Source organism: Streptomyces sp. NBC_00654, assembly GCF_026341775.1.
Taxonomy (GTDB): domain Bacteria; phylum Actinomycetota; class Actinomycetes; order Streptomycetales; family Streptomycetaceae; genus Streptomyces.
The window spans coordinates 429,594-454,258 of sequence record NZ_JAPEOB010000001.1 but is presented as its reverse complement, the minus strand read 5'-3'; the positions used below and the strand labels follow the sequence as shown (position 1 = coordinate 454,258).

General features: G+C 69.3%; 25 protein-coding genes and 1 pseudogene. 11 read left to right on the top strand and 15 right to left on the bottom strand.

Annotated elements, in window-relative coordinates:
• Nucleotides 1-9 precede the first annotated feature (9 nt).
• Nucleotides 10-1,182: an ATP-grasp domain-containing protein gene (locus OHA98_RS02040; RefSeq protein WP_266922370.1), complete on the bottom strand. Its 1,173-nt coding sequence runs from the start codon at nt 1,180-1,182 to the stop codon at nt 10-12.
• 413 nt (nt 1,183-1,595) lie between these two features.
• Between OHA98_RS02040 and OHA98_RS02035 the strand changes: the two are divergent.
• A pseudogene (locus OHA98_RS02035) lies at nt 1,596-1,726 on the top strand (DNA-binding protein); the annotation flags it as partial.
• Between the two features lie 306 nt (nt 1,727-2,032).
• Here the strand turns inward: OHA98_RS02035 and OHA98_RS02030 are convergent.
• Together OHA98_RS02030 and OHA98_RS02025 are read right to left on the bottom strand one after the other, a co-directional pair.
• The gene (locus OHA98_RS02030; protein WP_266922369.1) at nt 2,033-2,728 is read right to left on the bottom strand and encodes a hypothetical protein; all 696 of its coding nucleotides are present in this window, start codon (nt 2,726-2,728) and stop codon (nt 2,033-2,035) included.
• Nucleotides 2,729-2,805: 77 nt separating this feature from the next.
• Nucleotides 2,806-3,081: a hypothetical protein gene (locus OHA98_RS02025; RefSeq protein WP_136314796.1), complete on the bottom strand. Its 276-nt coding sequence runs from the start codon at nt 3,079-3,081 to the stop codon at nt 2,806-2,808.
• 882 nt (nt 3,082-3,963) lie between these two features.
• Here OHA98_RS02025 and OHA98_RS02020 point away from each other — a divergent pair.
• From OHA98_RS02020 to OHA98_RS02010, 3 genes are all read left to right on the top strand, one after another.
• Entirely contained in the window at nt 3,964-4,179 is a 216-nt protein-coding gene (locus OHA98_RS02020; protein ID WP_266922368.1) for a DUF6243 family protein, read from the top strand.
• A 465-nt stretch (nt 4,180-4,644) separates the two neighbouring features.
• Nucleotides 4,645-6,225, top strand: coding sequence for a D-alanyl-D-alanine carboxypeptidase/D-alanyl-D-alanine-endopeptidase (gene dacB / locus OHA98_RS02015; protein WP_266922367.1), 1,581 nt, complete (start codon nt 4,645-4,647; stop codon nt 6,223-6,225).
• A 478-nt stretch (nt 6,226-6,703) separates the two neighbouring features.
• Nucleotides 6,704-7,537, top strand: coding sequence for a PIG-L family deacetylase (locus OHA98_RS02010; RefSeq protein WP_266922366.1), 834 nt, complete (start codon nt 6,704-6,706; stop codon nt 7,535-7,537).
• Nucleotides 7,538-8,088: 551 nt separating this feature from the next.
• On the opposite strand, the gene OHA98_RS02005 is transcribed toward OHA98_RS02010, so the two are convergent.
• A complete protein-coding gene (locus OHA98_RS02005; protein WP_266922365.1) occupies nt 8,089-8,679 on the bottom strand; it encodes a TetR/AcrR family transcriptional regulator in 591 nt (196 codons plus the stop codon).
• A gap of 115 nt (nt 8,680-8,794) precedes the next feature.
• Here OHA98_RS02005 and OHA98_RS02000 point away from each other — a divergent pair, with 115 nt between their 5' ends.
• On the top strand, nt 8,795-9,226 hold the full coding sequence (locus OHA98_RS02000; protein ID WP_266922364.1) for a tautomerase family protein: 432 nt from the start codon (nt 8,795-8,797) through the stop codon (nt 9,224-9,226).
• Here OHA98_RS02000 and OHA98_RS42605 read toward each other — a convergent pair.
• From OHA98_RS42605 to OHA98_RS01985, 4 genes are all read right to left on the bottom strand, one after another.
• A complete protein-coding gene (locus tag OHA98_RS42605) occupies nt 9,110-9,523 on the bottom strand; it encodes an AAA family ATPase (protein ID WP_323179488.1) in 414 nt (137 codons plus the stop codon). The genes OHA98_RS02000 and OHA98_RS42605 overlap by 117 nt on opposite strands.
• Complete coding sequence (locus OHA98_RS01995) at nt 9,520-10,005, bottom strand: hypothetical protein (RefSeq protein WP_266922363.1); 486 nt, start codon at nt 10,003-10,005, stop codon at nt 9,520-9,522. The genes OHA98_RS42605 and OHA98_RS01995 overlap by 4 nt, the downstream gene beginning before the upstream one ends.
• 328 nt (nt 10,006-10,333) lie before the next feature.
• A complete protein-coding gene (locus tag OHA98_RS01990; protein WP_266922362.1) occupies nt 10,334-10,999 on the bottom strand; it encodes an O-methyltransferase in 666 nt (221 codons plus the stop codon).
• A gap of 74 nt (nt 11,000-11,073) precedes the next feature.
• Entirely contained in the window at nt 11,074-12,558 is a 1,485-nt protein-coding gene (locus OHA98_RS01985; RefSeq protein ID WP_266922361.1) for an MFS transporter, read from the bottom strand.
• Nucleotides 12,559-12,677: 119 nt separating this feature from the next.
• Between OHA98_RS01985 and OHA98_RS01980 the strand changes: the two genes are divergently transcribed.
• On the top strand, nt 12,678-13,256 hold the full coding sequence (locus OHA98_RS01980) for a TetR/AcrR family transcriptional regulator (RefSeq protein ID WP_266922360.1): 579 nt from the start codon (nt 12,678-12,680) through the stop codon (nt 13,254-13,256).
• 320 nt (nt 13,257-13,576) lie between these two features.
• On the opposite strand, the gene OHA98_RS01975 is transcribed toward OHA98_RS01980, so the two are convergent.
• Nucleotides 13,577-14,385, bottom strand: a protein-coding gene (locus OHA98_RS01975) for an IS5 family transposase (RefSeq protein ID WP_266922359.1) whose coding sequence is annotated in 2 segments (ribosomal slippage) — nt 13,577-14,038 and nt 14,041-14,385 — 807 coding nt in all. Because the reading frame shifts where the segments join, the coding sequence is not laid out codon by codon here.
• Between the two features lie 52 nt (nt 14,386-14,437).
• Between OHA98_RS01975 and OHA98_RS01970 the strand changes: the two genes are divergently transcribed.
• A complete protein-coding gene (locus OHA98_RS01970) occupies nt 14,438-14,917 on the top strand; it encodes a hypothetical protein (RefSeq protein WP_266922358.1) in 480 nt (159 codons plus the stop codon).
• Nucleotides 14,918-14,920: 3 nt separating this feature from the next.
• Here the strand turns inward: OHA98_RS01970 and OHA98_RS01965 are convergent, their stop codons facing one another.
• From OHA98_RS01965 to OHA98_RS01955, 4 genes are all read right to left on the bottom strand, one after another.
• Nucleotides 14,921-15,682, bottom strand: a complete 762-nt coding sequence (locus OHA98_RS01965) for a polysaccharide deacetylase family protein (protein ID WP_266922357.1) — start codon at nt 15,680-15,682, stop codon at nt 14,921-14,923.
• A 227-nt stretch (nt 15,683-15,909) separates the two neighbouring features.
• Nucleotides 15,910-16,506, bottom strand: coding sequence for a hypothetical protein (locus tag OHA98_RS01960; RefSeq protein ID WP_266922356.1), 597 nt, complete (start codon nt 16,504-16,506; stop codon nt 15,910-15,912).
• Between the two features lie 396 nt (nt 16,507-16,902).
• A complete protein-coding gene (locus OHA98_RS42860; RefSeq protein ID WP_353962243.1) occupies nt 16,903-17,073 on the bottom strand; it encodes a peptidoglycan-binding domain-containing protein in 171 nt (56 codons plus the stop codon).
• A 19-nt stretch (nt 17,074-17,092) separates the two neighbouring features.
• Nucleotides 17,093-17,353 (bottom strand): peptidoglycan-binding protein, encoded by a 261-nt coding sequence (locus OHA98_RS01955; RefSeq protein ID WP_266922355.1) that lies wholly within the window; start codon nt 17,351-17,353, stop codon nt 17,093-17,095.
• Nucleotides 17,354-17,562: 209 nt separating this feature from the next.
• Between OHA98_RS01955 and OHA98_RS01950 the strand changes: the two genes are divergently transcribed.
• Nucleotides 17,563-17,823 carry a hypothetical protein gene (locus OHA98_RS01950; RefSeq protein ID WP_266922354.1) on the top strand — a complete coding sequence of 87 codons (261 nt, stop codon included), beginning with the start codon at nt 17,563-17,565 and terminating at the stop codon, nt 17,821-17,823.
• A gap of 712 nt (nt 17,824-18,535) precedes the next feature.
• On the top strand, nt 18,536-19,393 hold the full coding sequence (locus tag OHA98_RS01945) for a lamin tail domain-containing protein (protein WP_266922353.1): 858 nt from the start codon (nt 18,536-18,538) through the stop codon (nt 19,391-19,393).
• A 147-nt stretch (nt 19,394-19,540) separates the two neighbouring features.
• On the opposite strand, the gene OHA98_RS01940 is transcribed toward OHA98_RS01945, so the two are convergent.
• Complete coding sequence (locus tag OHA98_RS01940; RefSeq protein ID WP_266922352.1) at nt 19,541-20,746, bottom strand: MFS transporter; 1,206 nt, start codon at nt 20,744-20,746, stop codon at nt 19,541-19,543.
• A gap of 129 nt (nt 20,747-20,875) precedes the next feature.
• On the opposite strand from OHA98_RS01940, the gene OHA98_RS01935 reads away from it, so the two are divergent.
• Nucleotides 20,876-21,784: a LysR family transcriptional regulator gene (locus tag OHA98_RS01935; protein ID WP_266922351.1), complete on the top strand. Its 909-nt coding sequence runs from the start codon at nt 20,876-20,878 to the stop codon at nt 21,782-21,784.
• A 49-nt stretch (nt 21,785-21,833) separates the two neighbouring features.
• Nucleotides 21,834-23,006 carry a hypothetical protein gene (locus tag OHA98_RS01930; protein WP_266922350.1) on the top strand — a complete coding sequence of 391 codons (1,173 nt, stop codon included), beginning with the start codon at nt 21,834-21,836 and terminating at the stop codon, nt 23,004-23,006.
• Between the two features lie 141 nt (nt 23,007-23,147).
• Here the strand turns inward: OHA98_RS01930 and OHA98_RS01925 are convergent, their stop codons facing one another.
• On the bottom strand, nt 23,148-24,644 hold the full coding sequence (locus OHA98_RS01925; RefSeq protein WP_266922349.1) for a serine/threonine-protein kinase: 1,497 nt from the start codon (nt 24,642-24,644) through the stop codon (nt 23,148-23,150).
• Between the last annotated feature and the right edge of the window lie 21 nt (nt 24,645-24,665).

Below are 24,665 nucleotides of genomic sequence, written 5' to 3'. Positions count from 1 at the left end.
GCGTTCCTGTCAGAGCGAAGGGCCGGGGGTGGTGGTGACCACTCGATGGGAGATCAGCTCCGCCACGGCCGCCGCGCAGGCGCCGGTGTCGGCTGCGGTCAGGACGGCCATACCGAGCCGATCCGAGGATGAGCGCACCGGACGGACCTCGTCTCCAGGAAGAACGGAAACATCCCAGGTGTGGACGTGCCCGTGGGTGAGGTCGGGCCGTGGCGCGACAGCCGCCACTCGTCCGGGCGTCGCGGTGAGAAAGACGGTGGCAGCCGCGGACGCCGATGCGGGCCCCCGGGGGGCCTCCGCGCCGATGGCCCAGCCGAGCGCGGCACGCCGCCACTCGACCCCGGTGGTGAGGCGGACCAGGTCCGCGAGGCCGTCGCCGCCGAGCCGGGTATGGGTCTCGATCACGACGACCTTGTCACCGTCGACCTTCACCTCGCTGTGGCTCGGTCCGTCGGTCAGGCCGATGGCGTCGAGCAGTTCGCCGACCGCCCGGACGACCAGCTCCTGGCGGCGCGGGTCCAGCGAGGGCGGCGGCATCATATGGCTGACTTCGACGAACCCGTCCGTGGTGCCCTTCTCGGCGATGCCGACGACCGTGTGGTGGCCTCCCACCGAGAGGGCCTCGACACTGAACTCGCTTCCCTCGACGAACTGTTCGAGCAGGTGCGCTGCCGTACGGCGCTCGGCGGGAAATCCATCGACGCCCTCCACCAGGGCGATGGAGGTGCTGCCGACCCCGTCGACCGGTTTGACCACCCCCCGCCGGTGCACGGAGAGCAGACGCGCCACGCCTTCCGGGTCGTCGCCCGCCGCGAAAGCCGGATTCAGGTGCGGGGCCTGGCGCTCAAGGATCCGCCGCATCTCCAGCTTGTCGCGGGTGGCCCGCACCACAGCAGGTGCGACGCCGGTCGCACCGAGCCTCCGCGCGGCCTGCGCGGCCGGCTCCAGGCCGAATTCGGTCAGGGAAACCACGGCGGTGGGCGCCAGCGGCCGCAGGACCTCGTCGGTGAAGTCGAGAAAGGCCGGTAGGTCCCCGTAGTCGGTGGTGAGAACCCGATCGTCAGGGCCGAGGGCCGGCGCGCCGGGCAACTGCACGTGAATCAGTTCACCGGGCAGCGTCGCCGCCTCCCGGGCCACCGTCGGATTGGCACCGACGATCACGAGGACCGGCACATCGCCCACACCCCGCGGACTGCCCCCCTGCGATGTTTCCACCGCCACCACTGCGCACACTTGCTCTCCCCGTCCCCCATGCCGACTGCTCGTTCGAACTGCGCGGCAGGCAAAACATCGCAAGGGGCGGCGACCTCTGCCAACGGGTTGACAAAAGACCAGGAACCGTTCTGCCCAACGATTCCTGGTCGTATCCGGCCCGTTAGGCCACATCCCGCTCAGATGGTTATGCGGCGAGAAGGCCGTTCACGCTCGGATGCGACACAGGCACGCCAGGAGCATGATTCCAGCCAACTTTTCGACGGCCACGAGCCGAGCCCGTGCACAACACGGGCCAGCCCGTGCACAAACCGTAGAACTTGCCACTTCTTGGTGGCCAAATGTGGCAAAGAGACCTCTCAAGAGGGCCCGCCAGAGTTTCCATGGAATTCAGCCACTCCCGCACCAACATGCCTCGCTCGAACCGGGCATTCTCCCGAGTCAGGTGGAACCGGTCACCGAGCAGGCGGCGAAGGCGGCGGCTGAGCTTTTCGAAGGCGCCGGGCTGCACGGGTGCACGTGTGCCATCGGCACCACGGTCACGCTCCGCGGGCCCAGGCCGGACATACTCCCTGGCTGGGTCCGCAGTACGCCGCACTCGTGCCCCATCCGTGCCCAGCAGAGCGGACAACAGTGGTCGGATACGGCTCTCAGAGACCGGGAGACCATCCACTTGCCCACTACAAAATCCCAGTTCAGAGCACCTTTACCAACCCAAGCACCCCAGATTCCCAAGCTCAGAGCGCGAGTTCGATTCTCGTCACCCGCTCCACGAAGAAGGCCCTAGTCGGAGACCGGGGCCTTTCTCTTGTTCCGGCTGCTACGGCTCCGTGTCGAGGACTCGGGCGGCCTCACGAGGGTCCATCAGGTTGGACCAGGCTTGTTCGGCGGGGAGCAGGTCCCGCTCCGGCAGGGCGTATTCGGGGTACCAGCCGTCGGCCTCGCAGCCGGGAACGTTGCGCAGAATCAATGTCGTGAGGTTCGGCGGGACCGAACCCGTGATCCGCACCGCGAGGTAGGTCTCGTGGCCGTCGTCGGCGCGGACCTGAAGGCCGACGGTGAAGGTGTCGAAATCCACCGTGTGCTCCTGACCGTCCCGGAGGGTGGCACGGCTCAGATTCAGAACCGTGGTCCGGAGCCGCCGGACGAAACGGACTCCAGCTTCGGCGCGATAGCGGACGTGGTCCTCGCGAGCGGGGAGCAAGTGAGCGGTGTACGTGGCGGACTTGAGCGCGTCGGTGTTGCCGGCGTTGTAGCGGGTTCGGGCAGTCTTGCCGTCGGCCTCGAGAGCGGCATAGAAGTCGTCGGTGGAGCCGTCCTCGCGGCGGCCGGCCGCCACCAGCCACGGAAGGTCGGCGTCCACCCAGACCGCCCCGCGCCAGCGCTGGACCTTCACCTTGAACAACACCTGGTCATCGACAGCGCGGATGCGCTCATGCTTGGCATCGTCCGCCGCGAACTGCTCGGCGGCCTTCGCCAGGATCGGGTGCTCGATCTCGTCCAGGGGGTCGGTCACCGCCGGTAGGGGCAACCCGAGGTCATCGCGTAGACATCGCAGGGTGGGCCTGGCGGGACGCATCGCAGCGTGAAGGGTCATTCGTCGATCCCGCCGACCGCGTCGATCTCCTCCGCGGTCAGACCGGTCAGGAGCATGACGTCCGACTTCAAGGAGCCGTCCAGGACGCTGAGCGCTTCCACCATGCCCTCGCGCAGATCCTCACGCCGCTGGTCCAGGTAAACCCGTACCGCCTCCGCGACCAGGTCCTTCTTCGTCAGGCCCAGGAAATGCGCGCCCTGGCTGATCAACTTGTCCGTCGCCGGGTCCACCTTGAGCGGCGACTGCCGGGGCGGCTTCGAAGCCGTGGTCATGATTCCCACCTCCACATTCACGGTACCTTAGTACCTCATGTTGGAGTTTTCCGCTGGTGACCGCGATGAGTTGCAGTCCGCCGACCGCCAGTACTGCGGCTCCGAATCGATGACGGCCAACCGAATTGCCCTGCGACAGATCGCCAGGGATGAAATCGCACGACGGCAAGCGCCTGGTCCAGCACGGTGACACTTTCCCACCCACGGCACGGCGGCATCGATCACCCTCGTGCCCCATCCGTGCCCTTCGGAGCGGACAGCAGCGGTCAAGCACGGTACCCAGAGACCACGCCGGCCTCGACCACTCCAGCCAAACATGCAGGTCAGAGCCACTACAGTCGTTCAAGAACTGTTGATTCCCAAGCGCAGAGCGCGAGTTCGATTCTCGCCACCCGCTCCGTGACCCCCCGGTCGATAGGCAGGGCTTCCTTGCTGTCCAGATCTCTTTGACACGTGCCATTCGTGCGACATAACTGCCTTGGCCTTGCCTCAACCTCGCTGTTCTGTGGGTATGCGCCGGGTTCCGCAGGGCCGGTGCTCACGCCGCCAGTGTGCTCGCGACCACTGACCACGCCCGCGGCGGCCCAGTAGCGTCCGTCTGGGCTGCACCGGGCGCTCGACGACCACCGGCGGGTGCTGGCGGGTACTGGCGGTGCGGTGCTGAGATTCTCGGAAGGAGACGGCTGACCCCGGCCGGCGCCGGGGCGGCGAAGGGCTTGGCGTGCGGGGCCGACGGGACCGGGTAACGTCTTTGTCATGTTCTTCCAGACGCCGATTTACGAGTGAGAGTGTGACGGGCCCCTGCTGACGTCCCTCGATGTCGCCGTGCCCGCCCCCACCGATGAATCCGTAGATCACTTCACCTCATTACCGGGAGAACCCATGACCGTGAGCAAGAACATCAACAACCCCGTGGGCATGGGCGGCGGCCAGCGCAAGAAGCTGTCCCGCGCCGAGCGGCAGAACAATGGTCCGCACCGCAACCTCGACCGCCAGGGTGCCGCCGACCGGAAGGCCGAGCTGGTGCGCAAGATGCGCGAGAAGGCAGGCGCGGCCGGGGACGCAGGGCAGACGGGCGACGACACCTCACAGAGCTGACGCACCGCCGCCGCAGGGCGGCACGGCACGGGGCAGGGGCCCGGACCGCGACTCTCGGTCCGGGCCGTTCTGCCGTACCGGGTGCTTCCCAGGCTCGGAGCGCGAGTTCGATTCTCGCCACCCGCCCCACACGAAAGCCCCAGGCCGTTGGCCTGGGGCTTTCGTGTTGTCTGGGACCCCTTCGAGCATCCCGCACCAGAAGGCTTCTCCTCGGCCTTCTCGCGGGCGGCCCGAACCGGCACGCATCGGGCCACGTACCGCCTCCGGTTCACCAGGCGCCCTGTCTCCGCCGGGCATTCGCTGCGCATTTCGACGAATCGCCGTGCTGTTCGGGTGACAACCGTTCGCGCCGCCCGTATCCGGCGCCCATCGGGGTCCATACCTGAGCCCATGGACGGGAAACTGCCGAGACGAACGGTGCGTATCGCAGTGCGAGGCGAGAATGTCGGATCCCTTCGGCATCGCGTGGTCGCCGGATGCTGTGCCCTGCTGCTTCTGGCCCTGACTTCGGGCGCGGCAGCCCAGGCGGCCTCCTCGCCCGACGACGGCGGTTCCGACCGGCTCGACCCGCGGATCACGGAGATCATGCGGAAGCCGGACTACCCCAACGCCCAGTGGGGCCTGCTCCAGCAGGACCCGGACAGCGGGCGGGTCGTCCACAGCCGGTTCGCCGAGCAGTTCTTCATCCCTGGATCGGTGGCCAAGCTGTTCGGCACCTCCGGGGCGTGGAACACCCTCGGCGGCGACCACCGCTTCAGGACGCCGGTCTACGCGGTCGGCGAGCGCCGGGGAAGCACACTGGACGGCGATCTCGGCCTTGTCGCCCAGGGCGACCTCACCATGGGCGGCAGGACCCGTCCCGACGGCACGGTGGACTACACAGACCTCGACCACACGTACGCCAATGACTTCCCCGGCGCCACGCTCACGCCGGAGAACCCGCTCGCCGGGATCAACGAGATCGCGCGGCAGGTGCGGCGTTCCGGCATCACCCGCGTCGAAGGGAACGTGATCGTCGACAACCGGCTCTTCCAGCCCGAGCCGGTCTTCGTCCCCGTCCCGACCCCGCTGATCATCAACGACAATCTCATCGACCTGCTGACCACCCCCGGTGCCCGCGCCGGTGCGCCCGCGACACTGGACTGGCGGCCGAGAGTCGCCCCGTACCGCGTCACGTCGACCGTGCGGACAGTGGGGGTGGGTGAGCCGACCGACATCGAGGTGACGACCTCCGGCAACGGCACGCGGATCCAGCTGTCCGGCACCATCGCGGCCGACTCCGAACCGGCTCTGAAGGTGTCGCCCATCGCCGATCCGGCGGCCTTCGGACGCACCGCGCTGATCGAGGCGCTGGGGCGGGCCGGTGTGGAGGTGACCGCCGATCCGACCGGTGCCAACCCGGTCGGCCAACTCCCCGGCTCGTACGAGGGCCGACCGCGTGTGGCGCTGTACACCTCCCCCTCGTACGCCCAGTACGCCAAGCTCATCTTCAAGGTCAGCCACAACCTGGGCGGCAACCTCGCCATCTGTTTGATGGCGGTCGCGGCCGGCAGCAAGGACTGCATGGACGGGTTCCCGACACTGGCCGACTTCCTGGAACACGCGGGCGTCGACCGCGAACAGGTCCAGCTCCTGGACGGCCGTGGCGGAAACCCCGTCGACCGGACCACACCCAAGGCCGTCGTGCAGTTGCTGACGTACTGGCATCGCACCCCCGAGGCGGAGCTCTTCCGGAATGCGCTGCCCATCCTCGGCGTCGACGGCCTGCTGGCCGACAACTGCACCGACTGCCCCGCGCGCGGAAAGGTGTTCGCCAAGACCGGCGCGGCCGTCGGGCTGGACGCACTCAACAACCGCCTGGCCGTGGGCGCCATCACGATCGCCGGCTACCTGGACAAGGGCAACGGCCGCTTCGACGTCTTCTTCGCCGGCGTGAACGGCGCCTCCACCCCGACAACCGACGTCAACGGTGTGCTGGATATTGCCGATGACCTCGCCATGATCTCCGCGTACCTGCAGGAGGCGGCGGCGCGGCGAGAAGACTGAGAGCACTGCGTCACGGCCGATTGAGGGGATCCGCACACCACGCGGCATACCAGCGGCTGTAACACCCGCTCCGCGGCTCGACCCGGATGCCCCAGGCCAGTGGCCGGGGGCATCCTTGTTGTCCAGACCTCAACACCCGCGCGCCATGCCGCGTGCCATTAGTGTCCTGTCCGAGCGCCAGGCCGGCCAAGGGGCAGCGCCTCGGACGGAAGCCGGATCCGGCGTGGCGCCGAGACGTGCGGGTCGCTCCTGTTCCTCGTACGCGTTGACAACGCCGACACCTGGAAGGCCGAGCGGCCGCACCGGGAACAGCCGGTCCGGCCGGCACGGTTGCATCGACCGAAGGACCGACGCGCAGCACAGGCGGGGAAACGGAGACCCCAAGGCCGTCCGCCCCACCAGGAGCCGGGCCTCAGGATCGCGGTGCGCCCGCCGCGCACTCGGACCACGACGTACTTCTACAGAAGGAACTGTTTTCATGACTGACCAGCCCCTGACTCTCATGGCAGTACACGCCCACCCCGACGATGAGGCCACCGGAACGGGAGGGGTTCTCGCGCGGTACGCGGCGGAAGGCATCCGCACGGTCCTCGTGACATGTACCGACGGCGGTTGCGGTGACGGAACGGGGGGTGTCAAGCCGGGCGATCCCGGGCACGATCCGGCGGCCGTCGCCGCGATGCGCCGTCAGGAACTCAAGGCGAGCTGTGACGTCCTGAAGATCAGCGCCCTGGAGATGCTGGACTATGCCGACTCCGGGATGGCCGGCTGGCCGAGCAACGACGCCCCCGGCTCCTTCTGGCAGACCCCCGTGGAGGAAGGCGCCGCCCGGCTTGCGGAACTCATGCGGCACTACCGACCCGATGTGGTCGTCACCTACGACGAGAACGGTTTCTACGGGCACCCCGACCACATCCAGGCCCACCGCATCACGATGGCGGCGCTGGAGATGACCGCGCTGACACCGAAGGTGTACTGGACGACGATGCCCCGTTCGATGATGCAGCGGTTCGGGGAGACCCTGCGCGAGTTTCAGGAGGACATGCCGGAGCCGGATCCCGCCGAGGCCGCCGCGATGGCCGAGATCGGCCTCCCCGACGATGAGATCACCACGTGGGTGGACACCACCGCATTCAGCGGTCAGAAGTTCGATGCGCTGGCCGCGCACGCCAGTCAGGGCGAGAACATCTTCTTCCTCAAGATGGGCAAGGAGAGGTTCGGCGAGTTGATGGGCATGGAGACCTTCACACGTGTCAAGGACGCCACCGGCGCGGCCATACCCGAGAACGATCTCTTCGCCGGACTGCGCTGATCCGCCCGTCCGGCCGGCCGGGGCCCGGGGAAGCTCATCGGCCTCAGCGGACCTGCCCCCAAGCGGTAGCGGTCGGCGGTCGGCGGTCGGCGGTCGGCGGTCGGCGGTCGGCGGTCGGCGGTCGGCGGTCGGCGGTCGGCGGTCGGCGGTCGGCGGTCGGCGGTCGGCGGTCGGCGGTCGGCGGTCGGCGGTCGGCGGTCGGCAGAGGCTTCACCGCAGCATTGAGCGAACGGCCGCAATCGAGCATCACCCCCGGTCAGATACCACTATCTGGCCGAAGCCCGGGGTGATTGCCAAGCTCGGAGCGCGAGTCCGATTCTCGTCACCCGCTCCATATGAAGGCCCTGGCCGAGACCAGGGCCTTCATCCTTGTGTCCGGACCTCTCAGTGCGGGACCGGGCCCATTCACGGTTCGGCGCGACCGGCCCGTCCGGCCCCGTCGACCTTGCTCGCGGCGGGCCCGCTGGAAGCGGCACCCCCGGGGACGGTGGTCTCGACCGCAGGGCGGCTGACCCTGGAACCCTCACACCACTCACCGGGCGGCGCGCCTGTCAGATCGGCCGGTCGAGCGCGTCCGCCAGCACCGTTTCGAGCTGTCGCGCGACGCGGTCCAGGGGCTCCGTACTGCGCTTGGCGCGGCACATGGCCACCGTCCCCTCGACGGCCGCGACGATGAGCGTGGCGACCTGAGCGGCGCGGTCCGGTTCGACACCGTGCGCCTTCAGCGAGGCGGCCAGCAGGTCCTCCCACTGATCGAACGCCTCGGCAGCCGCCGCGAGGGCGGGTGGGATCTCGGCCTCCGGAGGCTCCTCGATGGCGACGGCGAGGACCGTACAGCCGGCACGGAAGTCGGTGCCGACGACGGTCTCGCGCCACAGGGCGAGAAGGGCCCGCAGCCCCGCGGCCGGGCCGGCCTCCAGTTCCCTGCGCAGATTCCGGGCGATCGTCTCCCCCGCGTACCGGACGGCCTCCGTGGTGAGCTGCTGCTTGCCACCGGGGAAGTAGTGGTACGTGGAGCCGAGCGGCGCCCTGGCGTGTTTGGCCGTCTCACGGATGCTCGTAGCGTTCAGGCCGCGACGCCGAATCATGTCGGCCGCACCGGCCACGATCCGTTCGCGCGCCTGTGGGGCGACCTCGGTCACGACATGCCCTCTCCTTGGGGGAACACCCTTGGCTATATCGACTGTCATAGTCTAGCGTGACCCCTGGTTATAACGTTCGACATAATCGAGCGTCGCGAGTGAATGAGGAATTGCCGTGCCATTGATCCGACTGACCGCACCGACCGGCTCCCTGACCGAGGAAGGACGTGCGGCCATCCGGCAGGACCTCGCCGCAGCCGTACTGCGCTGGGAGGGCTTCCCCGACACAGCCTTCTTCCGTGGCCTGTCCTGGAGCTACCTGACCGAACTGCCCGAGGGTGTCCAGGGGACCGCCGGTGATGACGCTCCTCGGTTCCTCGCGGAGGTCACCGTGCCGCAGGGGACTCCGCCCGTCCTCGACAAGTCCGGACTGATCGAGGACGTGACGCGGGCCGTGCTGAAGGCCGCCGGTCTGTCCCGGAACGATGCCTCACGGGTGTGGGTGCTGGTGCACGAACAGCCCGAAGGCTCCTGGGGTGCCGGAGGTTCCGTCGTCCACCACGCCGACCTGGCCGCGCTCGCGGAGGCGCAGCGGTCGGTCTCGTAAACCCTCAAGGCCCCGGCCGGCGCCCTCCCCACCGTGCCCTCCCCACCGTGCCCTTGCGCGCCGGCAGCGCGGCAAACAGTGGTCAGTGATGAGGTTCCTCCTGGCGCCCTCAAGGATGAGGGCGTCCGCCGCCTCGGCCCCGAAGAACTCCGCCCGGATGTCGTCACTGGAGACAACGGCTTCCGGGTCGAGGCTCCCCTGAGCGACCACCTCACGGACGAAGGCGGTCTTGCCCGCGGCCGGCGGTCCGACGAGTACGACGAGTCCTGCGGGGATCGCCCTCGGCCCGGAGCTCATGGTGCTTGGCCCGGCAGGGAGGACAGGCCGGCGCGGGCCGCGGTCATGAAGGCGGTCTTGCACTCCTCCAGGTGCTCGTTGACCTCGGTGTCGCCGATGTCCCGCCACACCGCTTGGTTGAGCGCGCGACCGTACGCATGGACAGTGGCGTGCAGGTCCGGGTCGCAGAGCAGCACGAGGTGCCGTTCAGCGACCCAGAGTGTGGTCATGGTGGCGCCGGCGGGCGCACTCCATCCGTCGTCACCGCCCCATGGATCGGGGCGGCTGTAGGCCGCTCGTTCGGCCGCCTGGGCGCATGCGATGAACTCCTTGATCGCCTGGAGCTGTTCGGCCCGGCGCGCCTCGCCGGTCGCCGCCCTCAGCCGTCGTTCCTCGGCCCGGTCCGCGGACCGCTGGGTGGCGCGCTGGGAGAGGGCCGTCAGCCCGCCGCCGAGCGCGACACCCGTGAGCGAGAGGACCGAAGTCCACACTTCCGAGGCCACGTTGTCCCCCTAAGACACGTCCTTGCACATCAGCGTGCACATGGTCTCGTACCACCGCGGCGAACCGCCCGGCGCCTCCACGTGCGTCCCAGGCGTCCGGCCGGCCGGCGTGGGCCACGTACCCCGGCGTTCGTACGGCGTGCCGATGTTCGTACGGTGTCCCGGCGTTCGTACGGCGTCCCGGTGCGTGGATCGCTCTCCTCCAGCCCGGGTTCCGCACTCTGCGGCCTTCCCGGGTCCGGAGCGCGAGTTCGGCTCTCGTCATCCGCTCCCTGGTGAAGGCCCTGGTCGGCGACCCGGGCCTTCGTGTTGTCCGGAAGGGGCTCGATCAGAGGCGGCAGCTGATTTCGAGGCCGTCCTCGACGGGGAACGTGACGCTGTGGTAGCCGTTGGCGGTGTCGCGGACGTGGTCGAGATAGGGGCCGAGGCCCGGGAGGTCCACGTCGTCGGCGACGACGAGGGTGCCGGGGGCGATGTGTGGTTCGAGGAGCCGCAGGACGGGCAGGCAGAGGTTCTTCCAGCCGTCCAGGAACAGGAAGCCGACCGGCTGCCGCAGTGCGGCGAGCGTCTCCAGGGCGTTCCCCTCCAGCACGGTGATCACGTCGTCGAGGCCGGTGGCGGTGAACGTGTCGCGGGCGGAGGCCGCCTTGATCCGGTTCATCTCCGTGGTGATGACCTGGCCCGTGCCGTTGTCGCGAACGGCGGCGGCCAGGTGCAGGGTGGAGATGCCGTACGAGGTGCCGAACTCGACGACGTTGGTCGGCCTGGTGGCGCGGATAAGGTTGTAGAGGAGCTTGCCGCCGTCGGCGGAGACCGGCATGTAGATCTCCTGCGCCGCGTCGGCGAGTTCCTGCGCCGACAGCGACGCCCGGTCGTCGAGCGGGATGCTCCACAGGCGGGCCGCGGTCTCGTCGTCGCGGGTCGCGGCTCCGAACATGCGGATCAGGGCGGCGGAGACACGTGGTTCCGCGAGGGTGCAGGGTTGCGTGGGCACAGTACTGACTCCTTCGGGCGGTGCGATGGGTGGATGCCGTCTCGTCAGGCCGTGTGGGCGAGGTGGGCCCTCCGCTAGGGCGTGGTCCGCTGGGCGCGGCGGGCGCCGGCGACGACCAGGGCTCCGGCCAGGAGTACGACGAGGGCCGCGGCACGCAGGGCGGTGTTGGCGCCCTGGGTGAACGCGTCGGTGACGGCGGTGTGGTCGGCCGGGGCCAGCGCGAGCGCTTCCTGCACCGTACGGGGAAGCGGCGAGTGCCGGCTCAGGTCGTCGGGCAGGTGGTGTGTGAACCCGGCGGTGAGGATGGTGCCGACGACAGCCACCCCCAGAGCGCTGCCCAGTTCGCGGGTCGCGGACTGCAGACCTCCGGCGATGCCCGCTCTCTCCACGGGCAGGGCCGCGGCGATCTGAGCGGTCAGGCAGGGCGCGGCCAGCATGATGCCGAGCCCGATGACGAACAGGGCGACCGCGTACACGGGGTAGGCCATGGTCGAGGCGTACGAGAGGCCGAGCAGGCCGGCGCTGGTGAGCGCGAAGGCCGCGGCGAGGGTCGCGGGGTTGCCGAAGCGGCTGATGAGCCCGGGAACGTAACGGGTGCCCACCAGGAGCGGGAGGGTGAGCGGGATGATCCCGATCCCTGCCTGCAGGACGGAGAAGCCACGCCCGTATTGCAGGAGTGAGGCGTTGACGTAGAAGAGCCCGAAACTCCCGAAGAAGGTGATGGTCATGCCCAGGCTGGCGCTGCTCAGTGCCGCGCTGCGGAAAAGCCGCGGGTCGAGCATGGGATGGGTGGCGCGCAGCTCGACCCGCACCCACCACAGGCTCAGCAGAACGCTGCAGGCGAAGGCGACGAGGACGACCGTGCTGCCCCAGCCCTGTTCGGGCCCTTCGATGATTCCGATCAGCAGTGCCACGAAGGCTGCCACGAACAGCAGTGTGCCGGGCAGGTCGAGGGTGCGCTCAAGCCGGGCACTGCGTGGTACGGAGCGTGCCACCCACACCAAGCAGCAGGCCGCGATCAGGGCGACCGCCTCGAACAACGTGCGCCAGGAGCCCGCGCTCAGCACCGCGCCGCCGCCGACGTTGCCGACGACGCCGCCGATACCGGTGGCCGCCGCCCAGACGGCCAGCGCGTGAGGGCGCCGCGCGGGGGCGGTGGCGTGCAGGAGGACGCCGACGCAGTTGGGCAGGACGCACGCGGCGCCGAGGCCGGTGATGGCGCGCCCGGTCAGCATGATCGCCACGTTCGGCGCCACGGCCGACACCACGGCGCCGAACGCGAATATGCCGAGCCCCGCCATGAGGACGCCCTTGCGGCCGAGCTTGTCGCCGGCCGCACCGGCGGGGATGACCAGGCAGGCGAAGATCACGACATAGGAGTCGACGATCCACAGCAGGTTCGACGAGGTCGGTTCCAGTGAACTCGCGGCCAGCTGCGGCACCGCCAGGTTGATCGCCGCAACGAATCCGACGACCAGGGCGGTGCACACACTCACGCAGGCGAGCACCGTGCCGGACCGCTGCGTCGGGCGCGGAGCGCCCTCCGTTATGGGAGCCATCGCTCTCGATTCCTTCTGGGATTGCCGTACACGGAGCACGGCAGGACACCCACTTACGAGTCACCGTGCACCGTAAAGGTAGCACATACGAGACACCGTGCCTCGTATAGAGTGGCAACATGGTGGATGGAAGTGGTCGCGGACGGCCCCGCAGTGAAAGCGCGCGTGCCGCCGTGCTGCACGCCGTCGACGACCTTCTGGTCGAAGTCGGGTACGCGGCCCTGACCATGAAGGGCATCGCCGAGCGGGCGGGCGTGGGCCGTCAGACCGTGTACCGCTGGTGGTCGAACAAGGCGGAGGTCCTCTATGAGGCCAGCGCCATCGACGCCCGGCACGAACTGTCCGTGTCCGGCAGCGACGACCCCCGCAAGGACCTCAAGGCTTATCTCGACGCCCTCGTCGCCTTCTTGTCCCGCTCCCACGCGGGCGCGGCCTACCGCGCCCTCATGGGGGAGGCCCAGCACGACGCGGACGTCGCCGCGCTGCTCGCCTCCCGCGACATCCTCGGGGAAAGCGCCGCAGAGGTCGTGGAGGCGGCGCGGAAGGCGAGCGGCACCACCCTCTCGCTCGAACAGGCGACCGCGCTCCTGATCGGCCCGCCGTTCTTCCACATCCTGTCCGGGCACAGCGCGGACGACATCGACACCGAGCAGCTCGCGGAGCAGTTCGTGCGCACCCTGAACCATCCGGGGACGTGAGGTGCGGGCCAGTGCCCCAGCGCCCCGTACACCCAGCACACCCAGCACGCCCGAAGCGGATGCAGCCGGCACGGCGCCGGTACGGAGCCTGATCCCCACGTCATCTGCCAGGCGGCGGCCTGCGGGCCGCACCGGCTGTGGTCATGCCATGGCGCGCGAGCAACGGCGGTGAGGAGCGGTCGGAACGAGTGCGCCGACCCGGCCGAACGACGAGTGGGCGAAGGTTCTCGAGGCTGTCCCGTAATCCCTGGCGGATCAGCGTGCGGCGTAGCTGTCGTCGCGCGCCCGCCAGGAATACGAGACAGCCTTTAGACGTCATCTCATTTGGTGAGTCTGCGGTAGCAGATGAGGGTGCAGGCGATGCTCGTGAACGCGAGGAAGTGGGCGGCCTTGCGTTCGTAGCGGCGGTGCAGTCGGCGGCAGCCGGCGAGCCAGGCCATGGTGCGTTCGATGGTCCAGCGGTGTCGGCCGAGTCGCTGCGAGGTCTCGATTCCCTTGCGGGCGATGCGGTGCCGGATGCCCCGCTGGGACAACCACTCCCGCAGGTGGCGATAGTCGTATCCCTTGTCGGCGTGGAGCTTGGCGGGCCTGCGTCGACGGGGGCCGCGGCGGGAACGGATAGGCGGTATGCCCTTCACGAGCGGGATCAGGGCCTGGCTGTCGTGGACGTTGGCTCCGGAGATTCCGACAGACAGGGGCAGACCGGTCCGCTCGGTGATCAGGTGGATCTTCGACCCGTACTTGCCCCGGTCGACAGGATTCGGACCCGTCAGGTCCCCCTTTTCAGGGCCCGCATGTTCACCGAGTCGATCGCGCAACGAGACCAGTCCAGCTCGCCGCGGGCACCGAGCTCGTCGAGGACCACACGGTGGAGCTTGGCCCACACCCGGGCCTTCGACCACTCCGAGAAGCGCCGATGGGCGGTCGCTCCCGACGGGCCGAACGACGCGGAAGGCAACTGCTGCCACGTGCAGCCTGACGTGGCCACGAACACGATTGCGGCCAGCACTTCCCGGTCGCCGTGCCGACGCCGACCGCCACCCTGAGGCCGCGACGGTGCCTCCGGCACCACCCGCTGGAACAACTCCCACAACTCGTCCGGCACCAGACGCTCAACGATCCCCACCATGACCAACAGACTACCGAATCAGCCAAATGAGATGACCTCTTAGTCTCCTGGCATGGAGTGGATATCCCCAGTCAGCACGGCACTTGGTGCGGTGATCGGGGTGGGTTCGACTCTGCTCACCGATCGGTTCAGGTGGCGCAGGGAGCGGGCCGGCCAGAATCTCGACACGCGGAGGCAGATGTACGGCGACTACACCGCCTCGCTCTCGCGGATACGAACGGCCCTCAACGAGTGTGCGCGGATGAGCATCCCCGTGGAGGAGCACCCTCAGAGGGTGCGTGAGCTGTTTCTGGCACCTGGGGCGTACGAGATCCGCCACCAGTTGGCCATCATCGCGCCGCGAGAGGTTGTGGACGCCGCGCGCACCGCGTTTGTGGTTCTGAGGGACACGCGGGACCTGCTGGTGGAAGGGGCCACGGCCGACAGCCGGGCCTACAGGGACCTGGAGGACAGGTTCGACGCGGCGGTGATCGAGCTGCGCAACGTGATGCGCCGGGACCTCGGTGCGGTCGATTCGATCACGACACGATGAGGTTCACCGGACCGGGAAGCCGAAGGAGTACCCCTGTTCCTTCAGCCAGGGCAGGATCTCGCGCAGAGCGGCCAGGGTCTGGGAGCGTTCGCCTCCCGCGTCGTGGAAGAGGATGGTCGGTCCGTTGGAGATCTCTCTCTTGACGGTGGCGACCATGGCGTCCGCGCCGGGGCGCTCGAAGTCCTTGGTGTCGACGTTCCAGCCCAGCGGCCGCATCCCCCGGGACGCGGCGAGCTGGCGGCTGTACGGGGTGAAGGCGCCTCCCGGGGCCCGGTAGTACTGCGACCGGACGCCACCGGACGCCTTGGTGATCATGCGTTCGGCATCCAGGATCTGCTGGGACTGATAGGCCTCGGACTTGGTGTCCATGGCGGTGTCGTGCGAGACGGTGTGGTTGCACAGTCGGTGCCCGTCCGCCACGACCTCCTTGACCAGGTCCGGGTACGCCTGGGCCTGCGTACCCACCATGCAGAACGTGGCCTTCACACCGCTGTCCTTCAACAGCTGCAACACCTGCGGCGTCCACGCCGGGTCCGGTCCGTCATCGATCGTGATGTTGACGCCTCGCTTGCCGCGGTCCGAGGCATGCGCGATGTCCGCCGCCACGGGCCGGGAGTCCGGCGCCGAGACACGGGCTTCCGGCTGCCGGCCTCCGGTGGGCTCGGCCTGCGCGGTCCACACCGAGGATCCGGCGGCCACCACTGTCACCCCGAGTGCCGCCGAGAGAAGCCTGCCGTGCCATCCCCTTCCCTTGTGCTTCGCCATGTCCGCCCGCCCCTTTGCTGTCTCCGCCGATGCCCTGCCCTCATCAAGACATACGAAAGCCCGCACAAGATCCCCCTGTTACCGATCGCGGACGAATCCGCAGGGGACCGGCGACAATCACCGGAGCCCCGGGACAGATGAGGGCCGCGCGGCGCCCGCGAACGGAGAAGAGCCCGTCAGCAAGCTGACGGGCTCCCGCGAAGGGCCGAGGCTAACCTGCCATCAGGTCAGATCGTCGGTGTGTCGTCGACGATCTCCTTGTGCGGTTCGATGATGAACTTCCAGCCCTCGCTGGGCTCCAGGAACCGCACTCGGGTCGGGTAGATGTCCAGGGCACGGCGGTCGCGGTTCTGGCTGTTGTTCTTCCGCCCCCGGGCCGGCTCCTCGTAGAGGTCGACCTTGACGTCCGGCACCGCGACGGCTTCCTCGCTCCAGCGCTGCACGACCCCCGCGCCGAACGCGTCCCGTGCGGCGGAGTAGAGCGCGTCCAGGGATTCCTTGTTCCCGCCGGGCACGAAGAGGGCAAGGTTCAGGAGGACGCCGGCACTCCGGAGAACCTCGATTTCCTCCCCGGCCTTGTCGGCGATCCAGATCCCGGCCTCTTCGGCGTTTTCCGGGAGGACGTGAATCTCCTCACCGAACACCGTCCTCGCAACGAAGGCCCCTCCCTCAAAATTCTTGCCCGGCTCCGTGAGGAAAGCCGGGGCATAGCAGTCGAGAGGAAGGCCATCCATCCCTGCCGAGACGAAGATGGCGTCCTGGAGACCCAAGCCTGAAATCTCTTCGGCCGTAAGACGTCGAGCCGTAACCTTCTCGGTATTCACGCCATTCCCCTTTTAATCGCGGCGTCCTGTGAATTCATCAAGACTCTACCACGAAAGGGACCGACCACTTCCCATTACGCGCGCCTTCGCCGCACGGTAAATGTAGCCACATCCAAGAGGCGCCATCCCGCTTCCGCGCGGCTTTCAGCAACGAAGTCAGCCGTCCGGAGAAGTCGGCGAGACTTTCGATACGAGGACCGTACGAGGCAGGGATAGAGCAAGCAAATTGCACATTCGCAGCATTCTGCGTTCATATCCAGACAAAGCAGCGAACTACACGCACGGAACGGGAAACCCGGTCGAGTGAAATCGGGCGGGCTTCCCGTTCTCAGCTGCGATTCTCCCGCCCGCTCCCCGTACATACCCGGGGACAGTGGCGGTGGGGCTCCCCCGCTGTCAGCCCGTGAAAGGCCACATCTGAGACCCGCAGATTCCGTCAACGATAATCTCCGGCGCGCCCGTGGTCTGAAATTCCTTCAGCGCCACGGTAGTCCCAGGGCCGAAGATGCCGCTTATGGGTCCGGGATTGAACCCCTGTCGCCGCGGGCACCGCTGAAGCAGCGCCACGGCCCCGCCCGTATCTCCCTCACTGATGGTGGGTATGCCTCAGGTCTTCCGCCGGGAGCGCTTCCCACGTCGCTGGTCCTACGACACCGTCAGCGGTAAGTCCACGCGCCGCCTGGAAACTCTTGACCGCTGTGCCCGTGTCGGCCGTGGAGCCTCCGTTGACAGGCCCGCCATACACTCCTTCCCGCCGAAGCACTCTTTGAAGTAGCTCCACGAAGGAACGAGGGCCCGGTTGCTCGATTCCTGGTATTCCCCCAGGGAGGGTGGAATACGGCAGCATCTTTCCTCCAATATGGCCGCGCGTTCTGCCTTGTTCCAACGTGACACTCGGCGCATGGACGCGCATGCCGTAAGGAACGAACCATTCATCGTCGTATCCGCTGGGCGGCCACGTACCTGTGTCACCTCCGGCCCCAGATGCGTGGCCGTCCTCCGTGCCACACGCTGGACATACAGCGTTTCTCTTCTCTCGTAGAGGGGTGATCAGTCATGTCCTCACCCGATCGGATCAAGCAGGAGTCGGCAGTCAGTCAGGTGCTCGACGAGATCGGCACACCTGACTACTTCGGCCGTGCCCTGCTCTCCGCAATTCTTCGTGACGCCACGGAAAAGCTGCGTTCCGGCGATGGCGACAGCGATCACGTGGAGTTGTCCGCAAAGATCGTTGTCTCCTTCTCGGCGCCGACAGCGCGTTCCGACGGCTTCTGCTTCCACACGGATCACGTGTGGGTCTGCGTCTTCCCGGAGTAAGGGCTGTCCCGTAATCCCTGGCGGATCAGCGCGCGGCGTCAGATGCGGTGGCGAGGTGCCGTAGCTGTCGGCGTGCGCCCGCCAGGGAGTACGACGACAGCCCTTAGCCGTCGGCGGGAACATCGGCCTGAAGCGGGGGGTGCCCGGGGCGGGGCATCAGCCCTGGGTGCGGACCCGGTTCGCTGTCGCCGTTCCCCGGCGCAGTCAGGCGCCTCCCCGCTTCCTTGCACCCGCCTTCCTCGCACCCGCCCCCGCCATCCGCGCCGACGCGTGTCATCACTCGACCGAGAGCGCTTTACCGGCCATAGCTGCCCGGTGGGGAAATGACCCGAGAAGTCCCGGGCCTCACCCGCCCCCTGCCGCTCCGGAGCACCGGAACACCGGTCGTGTCCCGGTGGGGCCCTCGTCGCCGGGAGGGGGCCGTGCCGCTCCGGTCGGTCGCGGCCACCTCGTAAATGACCGGATTACGGTGCCTCGCAGGGCGGACACGGTGTCCTGGCGGGAACGCCGGTCCGTCGAAGTGGCCGGCGGGATGGTTCCCGGACGCTGTTCGGCAGACAGTTCGCAGGCGGCTCTGCAGACGATTCGCAGACGGTCTGCGGAGGTGTACTGGCACTGGGGTTTCGGTGCACCTCCGCCTCCATCAACTGCTTTCGCAGCAAGGGCGGTTACCCCTGCCGGAAGCGCCCGGCCGAAGAGGGAGATCTTGCACATGTCCACAGTCACGGCGTCCGGCACCTGGACGGCTGTCAGCCCCGCCCCGCCCAACCTCTCGGGTCTCTCCACCGACAACGTCACCTGGGGTGTTCCCGTCGGCGGAGGCAAGAGCGGTTACCGGTTCGCCGGTGGCACGACCGAAGTGAAGGTCGGCGGCACGGAATTCACCCTGGGGACCTTCACCCACCAGAACTTCCCGATCCAGGGCGGGGCGAACAACCAGTTCGATGTCGATCTCGCGGTACGCATCCGGTTCGAGGAGGACGACGCCGACCGCCAATTCAGCTTCCGCTTCCACCACTTCGAGACGCCCAATGACGGCCCGACCCCCGACGACGAGGTCGACCTGCCCACTCGGGTGTCCCCGGAGAGCGTGACCATCGACGGCGAGGAGTACGCCGTCGTGATCACCGGCTTCAAGCAGAACGGCCAGATCGTCAACAAGTTCATCAGCCCGGAGAACGGTGCCAACAGCGCCGACATCGTCGCGGTGCTGTCCCGCGTGGGCAGGCCGGACGTGGTCATCGCCGACGTCCGCTCCAAGGGTCAGGTCAAGCGCACTCAGGCGGACGAGTACGTCGAGATCGTGAACCAGGGCACGGCATCCGCCGACATCTCCGGCTGGACCCTCTTCGCCGACGACCCCGGCCAGAACTTCACCTTCCCGCCGGCCACCGTGCTCCAGCCCGGTCAGCGGATCCGCATCTACACCAACGAAGTCCACCCCGAGTGGGGCGGCTTCACCTACGGCAGCGGACGCCCCCTCTGGAATGACAAGGGCGACACCGCCCACCTCCGCGACGCCGATGACACGGTCGTCTCCGACTACAGCTACGGCGCCGGCAACCCCTGATCGCCCTGCCCGAAGCCCCTCCCCCGGACGGCCCGGACGGCCCGGACGGCCCGGACGGCCCGGACGGTCCTGGTGGTCCTGGTGGTCCTGGTGGTCCTGGTGGTCCTGGTGGTCCGGGGGAGGAGGTGGCCTCGTGACTCGTCGTCGTCAGCGCCTCGTACCCGCCGGCGCCCGGCCCGTCGCCGTCGTCACCGCCGCTCCGGCCGCCAGGGCCGCCCCCAGCCACATCACCGCCGTGGTGCCGATACCGTCCGCCACCAGGCCGCCCAGCAGCGCGCCCAGGGCGATGGCGCCGTTGAACGCCCCGACGAACAGGGAGGACGCGCCCTCGCGGGCTTCGGGGGACGCGGCCAGGATCCAGGTCTGGGTGCTCACCGAGACCCCGCCGTAGGTGAGGCCCCACACGGCCATCAGCGCGCCTGCTGCCAGGAGTGATCCGCCCAGCGCCGGGAGAAGGACGACAGTGAGCGTCAGGGCCGTGGCGATCACCAGGAGGGTCCTGCGGGGGGAGCGGGCGGCACCGGCGCCCGCGAGGAAGTTCCCGGCGACACCCGCGGCTCCGTAGACCAGGAGCAGCGTGCCGATCAGGCCCTCGCCCGCCCCGGAGACGTCCTCCAGGACCGGCCGGACGTAGGTGTACGCGGCGAAGTGGCCGGTGACCAGGAGGACGACGACGGCCAGGCCGGTGCGGATACGGGCGTTGCCGAGCAGCCGCAGCACGTCGCCCAGCGGCGCGGGCCGCTCCGCGGGCAGCGGCGGCAGGAGGACGGCCAGCGCGACCAGTACGAGGAGTGCCAGGGCGGCGGCCGCGACGAAGGCGGCGCGCCAGCCGGCGAGGGCCCCGGCGTACGCCCCGGCCGGGATGCCCAGCACCGAGGCCACGGCGATGCCGCTGAAGACCAGCGAGGTCGCGGCGGCGACCGACCTCTCCGGCACCAGGCGTACCGCCAGCCCCGCCGCTATCGCCCAGAACCCGCCCATCGCGATCCCGACCAGCACCCGCGCCGCGACCATGACACCGAAGCCGGGGGCCCAGGCCGCGCCCAGGTTCCCGATCATCAGCACGGCCGCCAGGGCGCAGAGCGCCACGCGCCGGTCGAGCCGGCCCCCGGCGGAGATCAGCAGGGGCGCGGAGACCGCCGCGACGAGCCCCGTGATCGTCAGCGTGAGACCGGCCGTGCCCTCGGACACCCCGAGCGAACCGCTCATCGGGGTGAGCAGCCCCACGGGCAGCATCTCGGAGGTGACCACGGTGAACGTACCGACGGCCAGCGCCACCACCCCCAGCCGGCCCCGCGCCCCGGAACGTTCCCGTGTGTCCGCCGTCCGTACGGATTCCTCTGCCTGCGTCATGCCTCCAGACAACAGACCGCCGGCCGCCGGAACAACGGCGAATCCCTCATCGATTCATTAGCCGGGCTCATGGATCGATAGACTGGCGGTGCCGGACATACCGGTCCGCCGTCCGAGGGGAGGAGACCCGTGGGCACTCCGGAGACCCGCGAACTGGAGGCATTCCTCGCCCTCGCCGAAGAACTCCATTTCGGCCGGGCCGGGGAACGTCTCTACGTGTCGCAGAGCCGCGTGAGCCAATTGCTGCGCACCCTGGAGAACAGGGTCGGCGCCCGGCTCGTGGAACGCACCAGCCGTCGCGTACGGCTCACTCCTCTCGGCGAGCAGCTGTACGGGGGCCTGCGCCCCGCTTTCGACGCCATCAACACCACGCTCGACGACGTCCGCGCCGTGGCCGCGGGCGGTGGCGGGCTCCTGCGCCTCGGTTTCCAGGGCACGGTCAACAACGACGTGATGGAGGCCCTGGCGCTGTTCCAGAAGGAACATCCCGACTGTGCCACCGAGTTGGTGGAGATCGCCTTCTCCGACCCGTTCGGTCCGCTGCTGCGGCGCGAGGTCGACACGGCGGTGGTCCTGATGCCGGTCGAGGAGAGCGAGCTCGTCGTCGGACAGGTCTTCTCCGCACAACCGCAGACTCTCGCGGTCTCCCCCCGGCACCCCTTCGCGGCTCGCGACAGTCTGGACGCCGAGGAACTCGCCGCCTGCCCGCTCATCAGCGTCCGAGGCGCGGCGCCGGAATACTGGCGCCGCGCGCAGGCCCCGGACACCACCCCCGAGGGGCTCGCCATCCCCGTCGGGCCCACGGTGGCCACGTTGCAGGAGGGCCTGGCCCTCGTGCGGGCGGACCGCGGTTCCCTGCTTCTCTGCCGTCCCACCGCCGACTACTACGGCCGCCGCGAGATCACCTTCGTCCCCGTCACCGGGCTCCCCGACTCCTACCTCGGCCTGGTCCGGCGCCGGGGCCACGAGACCGCACGCGTACGCGGCTTCTCGCAGGCCCTCGCCACCGTCACCGGCCGCCTGCGGGACAACCCTTAACCGGGTCGCATACTCGTACGGAGATCGCGTACGGGGATGACGTACGGGGATGACGTACGGGAAAGCGGGGGAACAGGTGGGCAACTGGGCGCGGCAGCACCGCGGGTGGCTGTGGGGTTCGGGCTGTGTGCTGGCCGTACTGGTCATCGTCGCGTTCTCCGTCCGGGCACCGGTGAAGCAGTGGTGGCTGGCGCGTGAGGCGTGCGGGGGCGAGCTGACCGGCGCCGATCTGGAGACCGTACGCGCGGGCGTCCGCCTCGGCGCGGAGCAGGAGTCCCTCGACGGGGAACTCGGCCGGTACCACTGCGTGCTGACGAGCGACCAGGGAAAGGTCGTGGTCGCCGTCGACGCCTACCCGGGCGGGCGGGCCCGGGACGAGAAGCTGTCGTACGTCGCCCGCTCCTATCCGCCGCACGCGGTGCTGCCGGGCGGGCTGCCCGGCTTCGAGACCGAGGACAGCCTCGTCTATCTGATGCCCGAATGCCCGGACAGGCGCGAGGGACCGCCCGGGGAGCACCGTCGTCTTCTGGTGGGCACCTGGACCTACTTCGCCAAGAGCCGCGCGGAGAAGGCGGCCATGCTGCGGATCGCGGTGCGGATGACGAACGCGGTGACCGAGAAGCTCGGCTGCGGTGGCGAGCCGCTGCCCGCGCCGGAGCACGGGGCGGTGCCGGACACGGGCGGACATGTGCCCCTCGCCGAGGCGAAGGGCACCGCCTGCGACGCCCTCGCCACCACGCGGATCCCGGCGGAGGGGCGTGGCGGAAGGGTCCGTATCGCCGTCGCCGACGGCGGAGTTGTCGGCCGGTGCACCCTGTACGCACCGGCGGCGGACGGCGGTGCCACCGCGCGGAGCGACGGCGAACCGCGGGGCAGGCCCGTCGTCGAACTCACCGGGTGGCGCGGGGACTGGGGCACGGGACTGCCCACGAGCAGCTGGGGACCCGACCTGCCGCCGGGGGACGCGGGCGCCGCCTGGCAGCCCGCGCTGAATGACCAGCGCGCGTGGGCCGTCGCCGAGTGCGGCGGTGAGCAGGCCGGCTTCGCCGCGCACTGGGGCGAGGGTTATCCCCACCGGGTGAAGGGCGGGAAGTCCGAGCCCCCGACAGCCGCCGAGCGGAAGGAGCGGAGCATGCTGCTCAGCGCGTACGTGACCGCGTTCGCGAAGGACCAGGTGCGACGCGGGAACTGCACGGGGCTCCGGTTGCCGGACGGGGCGTAGAGCCCTGCCGGGCAGGCCGTGGAACCTCTGCCGGACCGAGCGTGGAAGGCCCCTGCCGGACGGGCCGCTGAACCCCTGCCCGACAGCCCGTAGAGCCCTGCCGGACCGGCAGGGGAACCCTGCCCCACCGGCCGTGGACCCTCACATCTGCTGTTGCGGAGGGTAGAGCTCCTCGATGCGGCGTTCCAGGGCGATGATGCGGTTCAGCGCGCTGTCCCGGTCGGCCACGAGCTTGGTGATGCGGTCGTCGACCTGGCCCCGGTCGTAGCCCCGTCGCACCAGTTCGAAGCCGAAGGGGGACCCCGTGTCCGACGCGACCGGCCTGGGTGGGGCCGCGAGGTCCTGCCGGAGGGCGGCGCGTACGCGGGCGGCCTCGTCCTTCGCCCCGGCGAGCAGGCCCTCCGCCTCGGCCCGGATCCGTCCGGCTTCGATACGGGCGCGCTCCAGCGTGGCCTCCGCGTTCCAGGACGCCTCCTCCAGCCGCTGTTCCGCCCTGCGGCGGATCTGATCGGTGTGCTTGGTGACCTCCTGCGCCTGCGCCGCGGCCGCGTCCAGCAGCCGTTCGGCGTCCGTGCGGCTCCGGTGCAGTTCCTCCAGGGCCTCCGCGCGGGCCGACTCCGCCTCAGCGCGGGCCGACTCGGCGACCGCCTCGGCCTCCTCGCGTCGGTCGGTGGTCTGCCGCAGCGTCCCCTGCCAGAGCTGCCACGACTTGTTCAGCAGCCGTCCGGTGACCGAATCGGCCCGCTCCAGCTGCGCGATGCCCAGAATGTCGGCGCCGGGCATCGCGACGGCCTCGTCGACGAGCAGTGTGCTCAGGGCGTCGTGGACGGCTGCGGCGTCCGCCGGCCGGTCCTCGGGGCGCTTGGCGAGCAGTTTCAGGATGAGGTCGTTCAGCGCGGCGGGAACGCCCGCGACGAGATGGCCGGGCGGGGTCGGGATGTCCTCCATCTGCATCCGGAGCACCGCCAGCGCCACCCGGCTGGTGAACGGCGGCCGGCCGGTCACCGCGTGGTAGAGCAGGCAGCCCAGGGAGTAGAGGTCGCTGCGGTGGTCGATCTCCCGTACGCCGTGGGCCTGTTCCGGGGACATGTACGGCGGGGAGCCCAGCAGGGCGCCGGTGACGGTGAGTTCGTGGACGCTCATGGTGTCGCCCATGAACTTCGCGACCCCGAAGTCGAGGACCTTGACCGTGCCTTCGGGCGTCAGCAGGACGTTGGCGGGCTTGATGTCCCGGTGGATGACGCCCCGGCGGTGCGCGGCGTGCAGCGCGTCGGCGATCTGCACGGCCCATCCGACGGCGAGCGGCCACGGCGGGCCGGCCTCCTTGAGGCTCTGGCGGAGGGAGACGCCGGGGACGAGTTCCATCACGAGGTAGAGGGTCTGGCGCCCGCCCACCGGCACCTCGCCCCAGTCGTGCACGGTGACGATGTTGCGGTGGGAGAGCCGCCCCGCCAGCTGCACCTCGCGCTGGAACCTGGCCTGCGTCTCGTCCTCGCCCATGCCGAACTGCGCGTGGACGAGTTTGACCGCCACCTCGCGCCGCATCCGCTCGTCCAGCGCCGACCAGACCTCCCCCATGGCGCCCGCGCCCAGCCGGTCCCCGATCCGGAACCGCTCGGCGAGCAGTACACCCTTCACCCGTTGCCTCCCCCGTCGCCT

Excerpts from the sequence above, each read along its gene's own strand:
- OHA98_RS02025 (WP_136314796.1), bottom strand. The coding sequence starts at position 3,081 with ATGACCACGGCTTCGAAGCCGCCCCGGCAGTCGCCGCTCAAGGTGGAC.
- OHA98_RS02020 (WP_266922368.1), top strand. The coding sequence starts at position 3,964 with ATGACCGTGAGCAAGAACATCAACAACCCCGTGGGCATGGGCGGCGGC.
- OHA98_RS02010 (WP_266922366.1), top strand. The coding sequence starts at position 6,704 with ATGACTGACCAGCCCCTGACTCTCATGGCAGTACACGCCCACCCCGAC.
- OHA98_RS42605 (WP_323179488.1), bottom strand. The coding sequence starts at position 9,523 with ATGAGCTCCGGGCCGAGGGCGATCCCCGCAGGACTCGTCGTACTCGTC.
- OHA98_RS01985 (WP_266922361.1), bottom strand. The coding sequence starts at position 12,558 with ATGGCTCCCATAACGGAGGGCGCTCCGCGCCCGACGCAGCGGTCCGGC.
- OHA98_RS01980 (WP_266922360.1), top strand. The coding sequence starts at position 12,678 with ATGGTGGATGGAAGTGGTCGCGGACGGCCCCGCAGTGAAAGCGCGCGT.
- OHA98_RS01970 (WP_266922358.1), top strand. The coding sequence starts at position 14,438 with ATGGAGTGGATATCCCCAGTCAGCACGGCACTTGGTGCGGTGATCGGG.
- OHA98_RS01965 (WP_266922357.1), bottom strand. The coding sequence starts at position 15,682 with ATGGCGAAGCACAAGGGAAGGGGATGGCACGGCAGGCTTCTCTCGGCG.
- OHA98_RS01955 (WP_266922355.1), bottom strand. The coding sequence starts at position 17,353 with ATGCTGCCGTATTCCACCCTCCCTGGGGGAATACCAGGAATCGAGCAA.
- OHA98_RS01950 (WP_266922354.1), top strand. The coding sequence starts at position 17,563 with ATGTCCTCACCCGATCGGATCAAGCAGGAGTCGGCAGTCAGTCAGGTG.
- OHA98_RS01945 (WP_266922353.1), top strand. The coding sequence starts at position 18,536 with ATGTCCACAGTCACGGCGTCCGGCACCTGGACGGCTGTCAGCCCCGCC.
- OHA98_RS01940 (WP_266922352.1), bottom strand. The coding sequence starts at position 20,746 with ATGACGCAGGCAGAGGAATCCGTACGGACGGCGGACACACGGGAACGT.
- OHA98_RS01930 (WP_266922350.1), top strand. The coding sequence starts at position 21,834 with ATGACGTACGGGAAAGCGGGGGAACAGGTGGGCAACTGGGCGCGGCAG.